The organism is Lachnospiraceae bacterium (assembly GCA_022794035.1).
Lineage (GTDB): Bacteria > Bacillota > Clostridia > Lachnospirales > Bianqueaceae > CALWPV01.
This window is the reverse complement of sequence record JAAWDX010000004.1, coordinates 24,407-39,050: the sequence shown is the minus strand read 5'-3', so window position 1 is coordinate 39,050 and position 14,644 is coordinate 24,407. Positions and strand designations below refer to the sequence as shown.

Genomic DNA, 14,644 nt, shown 5'->3' with positions numbered 1-14,644 from the left:
CCCATTTTATAAAATCTGCAGATACACCGCGCTGCCTTCCAGCTGCACCGTGCCTGCTGCTGCCGGCAAAAGAACCGTATCTCCCTTTTTAAATGGACGCCCTGCTAACACAGCACTGCCTTCCAGCATCATTAAAATCTGAAAATGCTCCTTGCTCACAGAAATTTCCTGCTGTCCCTGCAGTTTGCGCCGGTACGTCTGAAAATAAGGACAGCAAACTCCGTCATCAATATTGACCGCCTCATATCGCGGCGTTAGACAGGTGACCTGCTTCGCTTTTTCCGTATGCAGCGCGCGCGGCTTACCATCCAGCCCAATTCGTCCATAATCGTATACTCGATAGGTTGTATCGCTGTTTTGCTGAATTTCCGCAATTAAAATGCCTGCTCCAATCGCATGCAGCGTGCCGGCAGGAATAAAAAAGGTATCTCCCTTATGCACTGGCATCCAATTGACGATCTGATCCAGCGTCTGGCTCTTGACTGCATCTGCCAATTCCTGCGGCGTTACCGGCCGGTTGACTCCATAAATCAGCTGTGCCCCTGGTTTAGCGTCGATGACATACCACATTTCTGTCTTGCCGTTTTCCCCAGGCCCTTCCAAGCGCTTCGCTTCCTCATCGTTTGGGTGCACCTGAACTGACAGGCGGTCCGCCGCATCAATCAGTTTAATCAGCAGCGGAAAATGCTTTCCGCATTTTTTAAATACGGCCGATCCTAAAATAGCTTCCGGTTCTTCCTCAATGGCCTGCTGCAGATCTTTCCCTGCCATCTTTCCTGTCAAAATAACGCTTTTGCCGTTATCATGCGCCGCTACCTCCCAGGCTTCTCCTGTATGCTCAGAGGGAATCTCCTTTCCAAAAACAGCAGCGATCTGGCGACCGCCCCATACCGTTTCTTTAAAAACCGGCTGCATCCACATCGGTTCCCATTGATTCATCATCTGCATTCCTTCTTTCCATTGCCTTTGCTATGACGTTTAATACTGAATTAAAGAATGTACAGGATATTTTGCTAAAAGCTCCCGTCCCTTAAGTCCAGTTAATTCAATAAAAAAGTTCAGGCTGACAATTTCCGCGCCCAGCTCCTCCACCAGCTCGCAGATGGCTTTGGTCGTTCCTCCGGTAGCAATTAAATCATCTACCACCACCACCTTATCGCCCGGCTTAAGAGCGTCTCTGTGCATCTCCAGCTGGTTCGAGCCATATTCCAAATCATAATTTTTAGAAATCACCTCACAAGGCAGTTTCCCTGGCTTCCTCACGGGAATAAATCCTTTTTTCATGGCATAGGCCACTGGAACGCCGAAAATAAAACCGCGGGACTCCGGCCCCACCACATAATCAAACCTCTCTCCTTTTAACTTGTCACAAAACTGATTCACCGACTCAGCAAGCGCCTCTGCATTTTGCAGCACAGGCGTAATATCGCGAAACAGAATTCCTTTTTGTGGAAAATCCGGAATATCACGAATCACTTTAGCAAGTTCCATAATAACACCTCTTCCTCAACTCAATGGCTAGATTTTTACGTATTATATGATACCGTAATGTCCTTCCCTTTTCAAGTCATGATTACAAATTCGCCGCCCTAAGATGCTGAATACAAATTTTGACACGAGGCATCCCCGTATACATGTCGATTTCTGCCTGATACACCAAATCGACGGCAAACGGGGTGCTTAGATATTTCCCATCATTTGCTTCTAACACCACTTTTTCTCCCGAATGCTGACGAATCAGCTCCATTACCGCCGGCACATCAAAGCAAACCGCCTCCACAGCTTGTCCTTCTGCACTCAATGTCAAACGAACTACATTTCTTTTTTTTCCAAAAATCTGGCATCGTTTCAACAGCAGCTGCTTCTGCGCCAGCATAGGCCTTGCATTGCCCGTTCCATAAGGCGCCAGCAGCTCCAGCTCCTGTACTAGTCTCACCGAAAGCTGCTGCATCGGCATTACCGCATCGATATACACCGTAGGCTGACAGTCCTCCTCCGTCAATTCCGCTCTTTGATTCAGCGCAAAGCGCAAAGCTTGAACGACCTCCTCCTCTTTCCCTTCCTCAGCGTCCAGCGACAGTCCGGCAGCCATGGCATGCCCGCCAAATTTGCTGAATGACTCCGCAATCTGATTCATCGCCTGAAACATAGAATAGGCCGGAATCGATCTTCCTGATCCTTTTAATCCTCTTTCTGCCTTAGTTAGTACAAAAACTGGACGCTGATACCGTTCCTTCAGCTTTCCGGCAACCAATCCGGCAATACTTTCATGCAGCTGTGGCAGATAGACCACCTTCACCATATCCAAAGTACCCTCTACCTGACAAATTCCCTGCTGAATTCCTTCTTCTGTCAAATGCTGTCGTTCCCGATTTAAGTCGAAAAGCTCCTTTGCCAGCAAACGACAGCGTTTTTCATCCTGCGACACCAAAATCTCTAAAAAACGGTTCTGTGATCCTAAGCGTCCACCGGCATTGAGCATCGGTCCAATGACGTATCCTGCCGTATACGGAGTTATTTCCTTGACACTGCCTGCCTGCATCAGGGCTTCAATTCCTGTTGAAGGCTGCTGATTTAGAATTTCAAAGCCCTGGTAGACCAATTTTCTGTTTTCTTCTACAAGGGGCATCACATCGCACACGGTACCCAGTGCCGCATATCCCTTCAAAACCTCTGGCAGCTGCTTATTTTCTTTCTCATACAGAGCCCGCATTAACTGATATGCCACAAATGCTCCGCAGATCAGAGTCTGGGGGCTGCCGTCCCCCTGACGGTGCGGGTTGATGACAGCTCCTGCTATAGGAAGCACATCCTTTTCATCGATCCGCTCGATCTCATGATGATCTGTGATAATAAGCTCTGCTCCCTGCTCTGCTAAATAGGAGGCGCTCTCCTTCTCCCGGATGCCATTATCGCAGGTAATGACTAACTCTACCCCGTCTCTGATTGCCTCTTCCGCAATGGAACGACTAAATCCGTACCCCTCTCCGATTCGCTCGGGAATCCGGCAGGATATCTCCGCTTTTCGTCCGAGAGCTGTAAGCCCTAGATATAAAATGGCTGTACTGGTGAGTCCATCCACATCATAATCGCCTACAATTCGAATTCGTGAGCCTGCCACTAAATGCTTTTGTATCATCCCCACTGCCTTTTCCATATCTAAAAGCAGCCATGGACTTGCAAGCGGCGCACTGCGATCCAAATAGGCAGGAACTTCCTCCAGTGTTACTCTGGCAGCAAGGATACGCGCCAGCAGCGGAGATAACTGATATTTTTCTATATACGGCAGTGACCTTCCTCCACGCACAATCCACTTTTCCATTCATTTCTCCTATGATGAAAAAAGCCTCCATAATCAGATATGGAGGCTTGCTTTTATTTATGAAACTTTGTTTCTAACAAGTACCAAACCGGGCTTGCAATGAAGAGTGAGGAATAGGTACCTGCCAAAATGCCGACCAGGAGAGGCAGTGCAAACCAGCGCAACGACTGTACTCCCAGCAGAAATAGCAGAAAAACAGTAATGATGGTTGTAAAGGAGGTTCCCAAGGAACGCCCCAATGTCTGCTGAATGCTCACATCGCACAGCTTGGCCATCTCATTTTTACGATAAAATCTGCGGTTTTCACGAATACGGTCAAACACAACGATCGTATTGTTGATAGAATAACCAACGATTGTTAAAAGCGCTACAATAAAGGTATTATTGACCGGAATCTGAAAAAGCGTATACACGGCTACCACAATCAGCACATCATGCAACAGCGGAATCAATGATCCCAGGCCAAAACAGATATCTCTAAACCGCAGACTGATATAGAGCAGCATCAAAACACCTGCAATAATCGTCGAAACAATCGCAGCTTTTTTCATCTCGGAGCTGATGGTAGGGCTGATGCTGGAATGCTCAATCAGATCCGCCTTGGTTTCGGTGTCCAGCCCATATTCATTCGCAATTGCCATGTACAGCTCATCGATCTGCTCCGGCTTTATTTCCTTTACTTTAATTGTGATCTGCGTATCGCTGCCGCTGCCAGAAACCGCCTGAACCTGCGGGTTACTGTCGCCGGAAATTTCTTTTACAATCTCCTCCAGCCGTGCATTCTCTTCCAGAGACTGATGCATATCAATCTGCAGCATGGTACCGCCTGCAAATTCAATATCATAATTCAATCCTCTGAAAATAAATGAGATGATACCCAGCAAAATAATCACAAGAGAAATCGAAAACCATAATTTGGTCCGTTCAATGACTTTCATTTTGCCACCTCCTGCACTGCTTTTTTCTTTTTAGCGATACAATACAGCTGATTTTTCTGCGGAAGCAGCACCATAAACTGACTTAAAATAAGCCGCGTTACAACTAAGGAGGTAACCATAGAAATGATAATACCAAGCGCCAACGTCTGGGCAAAACCGCGAATGGTTCCGCTGCCAAAGAAATACAGCACCAGCGAAGCAATCAAAGTTGTAATATTGCCGTCTAAAATGGCAGACAGCGCCTTCTTAAAGCCATCCCGAACAGAGACCCGAAGCGTTCTGCCCATCGTAATTTCCTCTCGGATACGAGAAAAGATGATAATATTCGCATCCACTGCCATACCAATGGAAAGAATAATGCCGGCTACACCCGGAAGCGTAAGCGTCATATCTAATACATTGATCAGGAGCAGCTCCATTGTAATGTAAAATACAAGGGCAAATGCGGAAGCCAGACCCGGCACCCGGTAAAACACGATCATAAATACAATAATGATGGCAAAGCCGATTATAGCAGCCAGCAGACTGGTATTAAGCGCATCCTGCCCCAGAGAAGCACCGACACTGTTATGTTCAATGTCCTCCAGCTGTACAGGAAGCGCACCGCCCACGATATCAGCTGCTAGATTTTTAGCTGCCTCATCGGTAGCCATGCCTGTGATCAGAGCCTGCCCGTCATTGATTACAGAATTAACACTGGGCATACTGCAGACTGTCGTATCAAGCATGATCGCAATATACTTGTTCAGATATTTCTCTGAGCCTGCTGCGAAAAGTGCTTTTCCTGTCTCATCGAAATCCAGTCGCACGTAGGGCTCTACCGATCCATTCTGAGAGGTCTGTCCCTTTTGATAGGTTGCATTGGCTACATTGGTGCCCGTTAAAATTTCTTCTGCATATCCTGCTTCCTTGGCTTTATCCAGTAAGCTCGGATACATTGAGATGGCATCAATTGGATACTGGCTAAAGAAGGTTTTGGCGTCTGCCAAAAGCTGCTCATCCGTGTATGCATCTGCCTGCCCCTGCTCTTCCAGCTTGACCTTGGCATCTTCTACATACTGCGGATAGAACTCTTCTAAAATACTGCTTGCTGTAATCTGATTCCAATCAATACCAACAAAAGTTAACATGGCTGTTTTTCCGATTTCAGTTACCGCTTCATTAGCATCCTCTACACCCGGAATCTCTACCCGAATCCGGTCGCTTCCATCTAAATAGGCCGTTGCTTCTGTATATCCTTTTGCATCTAAGCGTTTTTGAATCACGGCCAATGCGCCTTCCATCTCAGCTGACGAAGGGGAACTTCCCTCTACCGCCTGATATGTAATGCTGACGCCTCCGGCCAAATCCAGTCCCAGATTGATATTCGCTACGCCAAAATGCTTGTTCTCTCCCAGCCCTACATAGCATAGAACTGCTGAAAATGCGATTATCAATAACACTAGGAGCAGGATAAAAACACTCTTTAGTTTTTTCATCCTTTCTCTTCCTCCTCCAGTCCGTTTTACGGATCAATAACTATCGTATTATAGACTCAATTGACGTCTTTTGTCAACCGCTGTATCAAGATCTACAGAAATGTCAAAATCGCTGATATGAGAAACCGAATCACAAAGTATCCGGCAGGCACTGCCAAAGCCCAAAGCCTTTGGGTGCCATTGAGTTTGCGCAGGCTATAGCCCATTCCTATGATCAAAGAGACCGCTATGATTGCGTAAGCCGCCCACTGATACTGCATCCCACTGCCAGACAGCCATCCTGCGTAAAAAACAGCTGTCATGAGGATAATCGCAATGATCGTTGTCCCCCAAGAGATAACAAGGCCCCACAAAGCAGTTTTCCATGGGAATTGTGTGATTTCCTGTTTGGATTGGTTATGAACTCTTCTTTTTCGTACACGCTGCATAATTCATTCCTCTTTCTCTTTTTAGATTTTACGAATCGGTACTATCATGATATGAGCATTGGGAATCAATTATGAACAGCAAGAAAGCGAAGAAAAGTAAAAACTCTTCTTCGCTTTCATATCTAAACTTCTCCGGGAAGACACTTTTATTTTTTCCGTTTTTTCTTCTTTTTATTCTTTTTCTTATCGCTCAGCATCAAATAACACAAAAATGCAGCAACTGCAATGATAAAAAAGACGGGGACTACGGCAGAAATCATCTTTTTTTCACTTTTCGGCGGTATGCTCTCTGTGTCTTCAATCGGCTTTTCTTCCCCCTGCGATATCTGCGTTTCCTCAGATGTTTCCGGCTGTCCGGCTGCTGATTCGCCCTCCGAAGTGCTGCTTTCCTCTGCACCTGCTGCCTCTGACTCTGAAGGACTGTCCTCTGTCTGCGATGAATTCATGCTGTTTGCCGGCTCTGCCGGTGCCTTTCCATGATAAGTAATGCAAAGCTGCGCCTGACCATTTTGAATCGTTTCGATTTTGATGGCAATTCCGCTTGCTTCACCAGTGTATAGCTCTGTTTGCTGTTCAGAGATTTTCTCTCCGCTTATATACCATTGCTGATCCATATCTATTACTGTTAATAGTTTTGCCCCGCTGCCCCCATTCTGATACCGATACATGGAGGAAGTAATTTCGTCGGTCCATGTCGAGGTGGCGGCATTGACATGCCAAATACGCACAGCGCCCGTATCACTTATGGCCTGTGTCCTTTGATTGGCCTCTGGCGTAATATATTCTGCCATAAAATATTCAGACAGATAATTTCCGTTCCAGTTTTCCGGCACAATTACGGCGGCACTTGGCGTTGAAGCGGCAGAGGAAAGCGTAATCCATGTGCTTTCCCTCACTACCTGAGGATGGATCCAGCCTAAAAGCATTTTGGAAAAACAATCCTCATCTCCTTCGTTTCGGTCCATCATTACACTGGCTCCCGTACCGGACTGTGTAGCCGAAGCATAATAATCCGTAAGCCCCAGCTGATGTCCCGTTTCATGAATAGCAGTAAACTGACGAAACGCCGCCGGCGCGGTAAGAAGCTCATAGGAAAGGCTGCTGTAGCTGCCTAATCGAATGCCGGATGCTGAAAAATCCCAGTAAAATGTATCGGAATAGGGCCACCAGGAGGACTGCGCGTTCTGCGCAGGGCCGGCCCAAACCAGATACAGTCCGTCTAAAATCCCATCCTGATTCTGATCAAAACGGGAAAAATCGATGCCGCGCTGCGCTAAAATTTCAAAAACCGCCTCAATCCATTCTACATGATTTTTCCCATAGGTGCTGCGTGCTTCCGGAAGTGTGACAACCGGCTGCACTTCTCCTTTTAAAGAAAGCTTTCCGTAAGAAGCCTTATCAAAATAATCAGACAAAGAAGGAGCATACTCGGAACCTTCTTGCCAAAGAATTTTTTCTAACACATCCTCAGGATTCTCTGCAAAACGATAGTCGCTAAACTCTACCGGCACTACCAGTGCACAGACCTCTCCTTCCGCAGGCATAAACCAGGAAGGAAAAATAGAATCCCCTGTTTCTTCAATCACAACCTGAGCCTGCACGGGTTCAATATATCCTATCAGAAAGCTAATACTTAAGAAAAGTATGCTGATCACTTTTGTTAATTTGCTCATCCACATATGCTCTAGCTAACTCCTACCATATAAAAAGGCATCGTTTTCCAGTCATGCAGAAAACAATGCCTTTTTATTATATCTGTTGTTTTCTTACAGTGCAATAACTCGGCTGGCCTGAGGTCCTTTTGCGCCCTCTTCAACCTCAAACTCCACAGCCTGTCCTTCATTTAAGCTGCGATACCCTTCGCCTTCAATTGCACTGAAATGCACGAAAATATCCTTTTGGCCCTCGGCTTCGATAAATCCATATCCTTTTTTGGCGTCAAACCATTTCACCGTGCCCTTTTCCATCTGAAACTCCTCCTAAATCCATGTACTTACAGCCTCTATGTGCTGCTATATATGATCATATTATAGCAGTTTTGTCTAATTATGTCAACAAGCTCTTCTTTTTTATAGGAGTTTTGCATAATATCTTTCCCTTTCTTTTTCCTTTTATTTTTGATATCATTAAAAATGTACATGACAAAGGAGGAATTCACATGATCCTTTCTACAACAGGAATTCAAAAAAGCTTTATCACACATGAGGTGCTTAAAAATATTACTTTCCATCTGGAGGCCAAAGAGAAAATGGCCTTAATTGGTGTCAATGGCGCAGGCAAATCAACGCTGTTTCACATTCTGTTAGGTGATATGGAGCCAGATGAGGGACAAATTTTTATCCAAAAAAACTTAAAAATAGGGTATCTGCCTCAAACTGCTGATTATGAGACCGATAATCGAATCGAAGATGAACTGCTTACCGTTTTTAAACCGCTTCAGGATATGGAAGCGGAAATTCATATGTTAGAACAAAACATGCATCTATCTTCTTCAAAAGAACAACTAGATCGTTATTCCGCACTGCTTCATGCTTTTGAAGAACAAAACGGATATGCTTACCGCAGTCTGGTGCGCGGCGTATTGACAGGTCTTGGGTTTGCAGAAGAAGAATATCAGCTGCCTGTCAATTATTTATCCGGCGGCCAAAAGACACGGATCATGCTTGGTAAGCTCTTGCTGCAATCTCCGGATCTATTGTTGCTTGACGAACCGACCAACCATTTAGATATCGAGTCCATCAGCTGGCTTGAGTCTTATCTAGCAGGCTTTCCCGGTGCTGCTATCATCATTTCTCACGACCGTTATTTTTTAGATCGTTTATGCACCAAAACACTAGAAATTGAACGCGGTATCTCGACTGTCTATTCCGGCAACTATAGTTATTATATTCAGGAAAAAGAAACTCGGCAAAAAATCGCTTTAAAAGAATACGCGGCACAGCAATCAGAAATCAAGCGGCAAGAACAAATTATTCAGCAGCTGCGCGGCTTTGGACAGGAAAAATTTATCAAACGGGCACAAAGCCGTGAAAAGATACTGGAAAAAATGGAGCTTTTGCAGCGCCCAACTGAGCTTAACGCATCTATGAATCTGCATTTTACGCCTCATATTCAAAGCGGCGAGGTTGTACTGACCGCTCAGGAGGTCTGCAAACGCTTTGAGGACCGTACACTATTTTCAAAAGCCAATTTTGAAGTGCGGCGAGGAGAACGGATCGCACTGATTGGTGCTAACGGGATTGGCAAAACAACCTTGTTTAAAATGATTATGGGGCAGCTCTCTCCTACTTATGGAGACCTTCATCTTGGCGTTAAGGTATTTCCTGGCTATTATGACCAAACGCAAGAAAACCTTTCACCTGAAAAATCCATCTTAGATGAGATTTATGATACGTATCCGCAATTGACCATCCCTCAGATTCGAAATATCTTAGGCTCCTTCCTTTTTCGCGGCGATGATGTTTTTAAGCCAATCTGGCAGCTAAGCGGCGGCGAAAAAGCCCGTGTTTCCCTCTGTAAGATCATGCTCAGCAATGCAAACTTTTTGCTGTTAGATGAACCGACCAACCATTTGGATATTATTTCCAGGGAAATATTGGAAAATAATTTGATTGCTTACCAGGGAACTCTATTCTTTATCTCTCACGACCGTTATTTTATCAATCAAGTCGCAACCCGTATTCTGGAGCTTACCCCTACTGCTGTCATTCCCTATCTTGGAAACTATGATTTTTATCTTGAACACCGGCGTATACAGGAACAGCAGCGTTTGACGCAAATCCCTGCCTCTGAAAATAAGGAGGCCTATTCTAAACAGAAGCTAGCCTCCAGCGAGCTGCGCAAAAAAAGAAACCGAAAGGCTAAGCTGGAATCCATGATTGAAGCTGCTGAGCAGGATATTGAAATGCTTAAAGAAAAGATGCTGCTTCCTAAATACTACTCCTCTGCCAAAGCCTATCAGGAGCTGGAAGAGCAAGTAAAAACTCAAGAAGAAAGCATCATGAACATGATGGAAGAATGGGATCTTCTCTCAGAAGAGCTGGGCGAATAAAACATTCTTTTTCTATGAGTTGCTAAACCTTGAAAACCCGTGTATAATAAAAACCAAACAAAAATGGAGGAAATCATGAACGAACAACGCAAACGCATTCTGACCGGTGACCGCACTACCGGAAAATTACATCTTGGCCATTATATCGGCAGTCTGAAAACACGTGTTGAGCTGCAGCACGAATATGATACCTTTCTACTGCTTGCCGATGTGCAGGCCCTTACCACTCACTTTGAAAATCCTGCTTTAATTCAAGACAGTATTTATCAGGTTGCTCTTGATTATCTTTCTGTTGGACTGGATCCTCAGGTCGTAACCATCGTACAGCAGTCTCAGATTAAAGCTATTGCTGAATTAACTGTCTTCTATTCGATGCTGACCTCTGTAAATACACTGCGCCATAACCCGACCATCAAAACAGAAGCCAAAAATTATGGCTATAATGATATGACCTACGGCTTTTTAGGATATCCTGTGAGTCAGGCTGCCGATATTACTTTCTGTAATGCTGATCTGATCCCCGTAGGCGATGATCAGCTGCCCCATATTGAATTCTGTCGCAAGCTAGTTCGTCGCTTTAATGAATTATATCATACCCAAATCACAGAGCCGCAGGCTAAGCTAAGTACCTGTCCTCGTCTTCCGGGCCTCGACGGCAATGCTAAAATGGGAAAAAGTCTCGGAAATGCGATTTATTTATCGGATGATGCCGAAACGGTTACTAAAAAAGTACGTTCAGCCGTTACCGATACCAATCGCACCTCTGTTAAAATCCCGGGCAATCCTAAAGTGTGTGTGGTCAATCATTATCACAAAATCTTTAATCCTGAGGAGCATGAAAATATTTGTTCTATGTGCCAAAATGCCAGTATTGGCTGCGTTGCCTGTAAGAAGCTTCTGGCCGATAAATTAAACGGTCTTATGGACCCCTTCCGTGAAAAGCGCGCTTATTATGAAGCCCATCGTGAACAGGTGCGGGAGATTATCCAAGCCGGTTCCGATAAGGCAAATCAGATCGGCAATGAAAATGTGGCCCAGATCAAAGAAAAAATGAATATCCAGATATAATAATAAATCCTTCATTCCGAAAAAAGAATGAAGGATTTATTTTTTCTTTATCATTTTCTCTGCTCCAAAAAGCGCTGAAGACCTCCTAAGCTCTCTTCCTTACGAATACACATGGTCAGAAGCTCTGGTGTAGGCATAATCATATCCGGGATCATAATTACCTGCATGCCTGCCTCATACGCTGCCCGAATCCCATTCGGCGAATCTTCTACTGCAATACAGCTTTCCGGCGCTAAGCCGAGCGCCTCGCAGGCTTTTAGATAGATATCCGGCTTAGGCTTACTGTGCTGCACCAAATCGCCGCCAATAATTGCCTGAAAGTAATGCTCCGGAATCTGTACATGCTTTAAATTGCTGCAGATCTTATCCACTCTGCTGGAGCTGCAAATGGCTACTGGTATATCCTGATGCATCAAATAGGCTAAGATCTCGCGAACTCCTTGTTTGAGCGGAACCCCTTCCTCCTCTGTCAAGCGTTCCATTTCCTGAGTACTCTCTTCTAGAAAACGCTCCATCGGAAAATCCTGTCCATACCAATTTTTCAAAAATACAATTTCATCATTCCGGTTGAGTCCCACACAGCCAAGACGCGCTGCTTCGATCTCCGGCAGTCCCATTCTGTCTGCAACGGCCTGCCAAGCTCTGCTGCCCATCCGTTCGGTATCAAACAGAACACCGTCCATATCAAATACAACTGCTTTAATCACAGGCATGTCTCCCGACCATGATCTGAATAATTTCTTTATCGGTCTCCCGCATTCCGTCATGAGCCAGCTTGCCTACATTCGCAATGGTCGCTTCTACCCCTTTTGTGACAATACCATCGCCGCCTTTAAATTCCTGTCCATTCTGATACATGGAATATCCCAATATGCCTGCTTCCACAGCCAGCGCAATTTTGGCGGCGCAGGAAGCTTTGGCACCATCACAAATCATACCAGAAGCAATCGCCATTGCATTGACCAAGGTATGCGCAATCTCTTCATAGCGCCCTCCCTGCAAAAAGCAGATGCCGGCCCCGCTGGCGCATCCGGCACTGACGGCACCGCAGTAAGCAGAAAGACGGCCAATCCCTGTTTTTAAATGTACGGCCAATAAATCTGATACCACAACAGCCCGCAGCATTTCTTCCTTGGATACTCCCATAGACTCTGCATAGGTAACGACTGGCATTACCGCTGTGATCCCTTGATTTCCACTGCCCGACACGATAACCACCGGCAGCTCACAGCCATTCATCCGAGCATCCGATCCGGCGGCGGCTCTAGCCTTGGCCAGAATCTTAACATCCTCTTTCCCATACATCTTCAAAATGGTCTGACCGATATTGGCTCCGTAATCGCCCCTCAGTCCCTCATCTGAAATGGCAGCATTATAAGCAATCTGCCGTTCAATCATGGGAGCAATATCTTCTATTTCACAGATCTGCGCAAATTCAACAATGTCCTTCACATTTAGACAATCCCTCTCGGTAACTGCCTTTTCCTCGCCCTTATGCGCCGTAGGGCTATACAAAATCTCTCCATTTTTTTCCAGCAGCGTAATGTTGGTATGAAAATCAGAAATCCGTACCTTGGCTGTTTCTTCTCCTTTGGCCACGCTCACAATGATATCAAAAATCTTATCCGTATCTGCCGGCAGCACCTGTATCGTAGCCTGCTCCAAAAATTCACGGATTGCTTTTTGCTGATCAGGCGACACATCTGAAATAACTTCCAGCTCTTTAGCGGCGTCTCCTGCTACGATTCCGGCAGCCGCAGCCGCCTCAATCCCCCGCAGATGTCCTGTATGCGGAACAATTACACTCTTTACATTTTTAATAATATTGCCGCTGGCCTCTACCTTAACAAGCTCCGGCTGCCCCCCCAGAATCTCGCGTGCCTTTGCCGCCGCATAGGCAAGGGCAATCGGTTCGGTACATCCCATAGCCGGCAGCAGCTCTTCTTTTAAAATATCTATGTATTTTTGATAAACCTCGGATCCTCTTTGCATCGTGAAATCCTTTCATATAAGTATATTTTTCGTCATTATACTCTTTTCAGCATTAAATTGCAATCTAGGATTCTTCCTTTGATGCGCTCTCCTCATGCTTTTTTTCCTTTTTCTCTGTTTTAATGGCGCCGGAAAGAAACAAAGCTGCCTTGGCACTTGCTGGCCCAATGAGTTCATAGCACACAGAGGAAAACAAAATGATCGTCAGAATCATATTGCCGATCTGCGCCGGCAAGATACGCTGTGCATTAAATGCCAGCCCGATGGCGACGCCGGCCTGAGGAATCAAAGCCAGCCCCAGATAATTACGAATATTTTTCTCCGTTTTACAAATCTGACATCCCAAAAAGGCTCCCGCATATTTTCCAATAATTCGAATCAAAAAATAGCTGATGCCAATTACGCCCACCGTTTTTAAGGCCGAAAGATCCAAATTCATTCCCGATATGATGAAGAAAATAGACATAATCGGCGGCGTAAAATTATTCATCTGCCGATACAATTTTTTATCCCGCGTAAAATTGATATACGTAGTGCCAAATACCATGCAGGCTAAAAGAGGAGAAATATCAATGGCGGCACAAAGTCCGGAAAGGCCAAGGAGCATGGCAACGCATAAAATAAGCCGGTTATCCTTACTGCGCCCCGGTCTTGACAGCAGCTTCCCCAGTAAAAGACCGCAGATAAATCCAAGAACAATGGTCATTAGTGTAAAACCAATCGGCTTAATAATTTCCATCATCTGAAAGCCGTCTTCTCCTCCCGCGCTTACGTTGATGATCGCAGCCACAACGCTAAAGCAAAGAAGACAGACAACATCATCATAGGCCACTACCTGTAAAAGTGTATTCACAAAATCTCCCTTAGCCTTATATTGATGGATCGTCATCATCGTACTGGCCGGCGCCGTTGCGGTGGCAATCGCCCCCAGCGCCAGCGCAAAATTCCAGTCCAGCTTAAAAATAAATTTCATTCCCACGGCAACTAAAATACCGGCAAGCAGCGATTCCAATATGGTAATCACAAATATGGAGCCTCCCGTTTTAACAAGGATCTCTTTTTTGAAAAACTTTCCTACACCAAAAGCAATAAAGGCTAACGCGATGTCACTCACAAACCCCATATTTTGAATCATATCCTGCGGAACCAAATTGCCTACGCTTGGCCCAATCAAAATACCGGCAATAATATATCCTGTCACATTGGGCAGATGCAAAAGCTTTGTCAAACGAGTAACCAAAAAACCAGAAAATAAAATAATTGCTAATGCAATCAGCACAATTGTCGCCTCATTGCAATGGGCATAAAATTGATACATAGCATACATCCTCGCTTCCGTCCTGAAACTTCTAAATAGGGATTGCTCC

The 14,644-nt window shown here is 45.3% G+C and carries 13 protein-coding genes; 2 read left to right on the top strand and 11 right to left on the bottom strand.

What is annotated here, in order from left to right; genetic code table 11:
• Positions 1–6 precede the first annotated feature (6 nt).
• From HFE64_04095 to HFE64_04060, 8 genes are all read right to left on the bottom strand, one after another.
• Positions 7–921 (bottom strand): class I mannose-6-phosphate isomerase, encoded by a 915-nt coding sequence (locus HFE64_04095; GenBank protein MCI8632650.1) that lies wholly within the window; start codon positions 919–921, stop codon positions 7–9.
• A 57-nt stretch (positions 922–978) separates the two neighbouring features.
• Complete coding sequence (locus HFE64_04090) at positions 979–1,494, bottom strand: adenine phosphoribosyltransferase (protein ID MCI8632649.1); 516 nt, start codon at positions 1,492–1,494, stop codon at positions 979–981.
• A gap of 79 nt (positions 1,495–1,573) precedes the next feature.
• Positions 1,574–3,322, bottom strand: coding sequence for a single-stranded-DNA-specific exonuclease RecJ (recJ, locus tag HFE64_04085; protein ID MCI8632648.1), 1,749 nt, complete (start codon positions 3,320–3,322; stop codon positions 1,574–1,576).
• Positions 3,323–3,375: 53 nt separating this feature from the next.
• Positions 3,376–4,260, bottom strand: a complete 885-nt coding sequence (secF, locus tag HFE64_04080) for a protein translocase subunit SecF (protein MCI8632647.1) — start codon at positions 4,258–4,260, stop codon at positions 3,376–3,378.
• Positions 4,257–5,738, bottom strand: a complete 1,482-nt coding sequence (gene secD / locus HFE64_04075; protein ID MCI8632646.1) for a protein translocase subunit SecD — start codon at positions 5,736–5,738, stop codon at positions 4,257–4,259. Before secD ends, secF begins: the two co-directional genes overlap by 4 nt.
• A gap of 92 nt (positions 5,739–5,830) precedes the next feature.
• Entirely contained in the window at positions 5,831–6,166 is a 336-nt protein-coding gene (locus tag HFE64_04070; GenBank protein MCI8632645.1) for a hypothetical protein, read from the bottom strand.
• Positions 6,167–6,312: 146 nt separating this feature from the next.
• A complete protein-coding gene (locus HFE64_04065; GenBank protein MCI8632644.1) occupies positions 6,313–7,839 on the bottom strand; it encodes a M6 family metalloprotease domain-containing protein in 1,527 nt (508 codons plus the stop codon).
• Positions 7,840–7,932: 93 nt separating this feature from the next.
• Positions 7,933–8,133 (bottom strand): cold-shock protein, encoded by a 201-nt coding sequence (locus HFE64_04060; protein MCI8632643.1) that lies wholly within the window; start codon positions 8,131–8,133, stop codon positions 7,933–7,935.
• Between the two features lie 191 nt (positions 8,134–8,324).
• Between HFE64_04060 and HFE64_04055 the strand changes: the two genes are divergently transcribed.
• Together HFE64_04055 and trpS are read left to right on the top strand one after the other, a co-directional pair.
• Positions 8,325–10,217: an ABC-F family ATP-binding cassette domain-containing protein gene (locus HFE64_04055; protein ID MCI8632642.1), complete on the top strand. Its 1,893-nt coding sequence runs from the start codon at positions 8,325–8,327 to the stop codon at positions 10,215–10,217.
• Between the two features lie 75 nt (positions 10,218–10,292).
• On the top strand, positions 10,293–11,285 hold the full coding sequence (gene trpS, locus HFE64_04050; GenBank protein ID MCI8632641.1) for a tryptophan--tRNA ligase: 993 nt from the start codon (positions 10,293–10,295) through the stop codon (positions 11,283–11,285).
• Between the two features lie 50 nt (positions 11,286–11,335).
• On the opposite strand, the gene HFE64_04045 is transcribed toward trpS, so the two are convergent.
• The 3 genes from HFE64_04045 to HFE64_04035 all read right to left on the bottom strand — a co-directional run bounded on the left by HFE64_04045 (position 11,336) and on the right by HFE64_04035 (position 14,595).
• Positions 11,336–11,992: an HAD family phosphatase gene (locus HFE64_04045; protein ID MCI8632640.1), complete on the bottom strand. Its 657-nt coding sequence runs from the start codon at positions 11,990–11,992 to the stop codon at positions 11,336–11,338.
• A complete protein-coding gene (locus tag HFE64_04040; protein ID MCI8632639.1) occupies positions 11,985–13,277 on the bottom strand; it encodes a serine dehydratase subunit alpha family protein in 1,293 nt (430 codons plus the stop codon). Before HFE64_04040 ends, HFE64_04045 begins: the two co-directional genes overlap by 8 nt.
• A 64-nt stretch (positions 13,278–13,341) precedes the next feature.
• A complete protein-coding gene (locus tag HFE64_04035) occupies positions 13,342–14,595 on the bottom strand; it encodes a cation:proton antiporter (protein ID MCI8632638.1) in 1,254 nt (417 codons plus the stop codon).
• Positions 14,596–14,644 lie beyond the last annotated feature (49 nt).

Bases quoted from the DNA above. Each gene is read 5' to 3' on its own strand.
- HFE64_04095 (MCI8632650.1), bottom strand. From the start codon at position 921: ATGTGGATGCAGCCGGTTTTTAAAGAAACGGTATGGGGCGGTCGCCAG.
- recJ (MCI8632648.1), bottom strand. From the start codon at position 3,322: ATGGAAAAGTGGATTGTGCGTGGAGGAAGGTCACTGCCGTATATAGAA.
- secF (MCI8632647.1), bottom strand. From the start codon at position 4,260: ATGAAAGTCATTGAACGGACCAAATTATGGTTTTCGATTTCTCTTGTG.
- secD (MCI8632646.1), bottom strand. From the start codon at position 5,738: ATGAAAAAACTAAAGAGTGTTTTTATCCTGCTCCTAGTGTTATTGATA.
- HFE64_04070 (MCI8632645.1), bottom strand. From the start codon at position 6,166: ATGCAGCGTGTACGAAAAAGAAGAGTTCATAACCAATCCAAACAGGAA.
- HFE64_04065 (MCI8632644.1), bottom strand. From the start codon at position 7,839: ATGAGCAAATTAACAAAAGTGATCAGCATACTTTTCTTAAGTATTAGC.
- HFE64_04060 (MCI8632643.1), bottom strand. From the start codon at position 8,133: ATGGAAAAGGGCACGGTGAAATGGTTTGACGCCAAAAAAGGATATGGA.
- HFE64_04055 (MCI8632642.1), top strand. From the start codon at position 8,325: ATGATCCTTTCTACAACAGGAATTCAAAAAAGCTTTATCACACATGAG.
- trpS (MCI8632641.1), top strand. From the start codon at position 10,293: ATGAACGAACAACGCAAACGCATTCTGACCGGTGACCGCACTACCGGA.
- HFE64_04040 (MCI8632639.1), bottom strand. From the start codon at position 13,277: ATGCAAAGAGGATCCGAGGTTTATCAAAAATACATAGATATTTTAAAA.
- HFE64_04035 (MCI8632638.1), bottom strand. From the start codon at position 14,595: ATGTATCAATTTTATGCCCATTGCAATGAGGCGACAATTGTGCTGATT.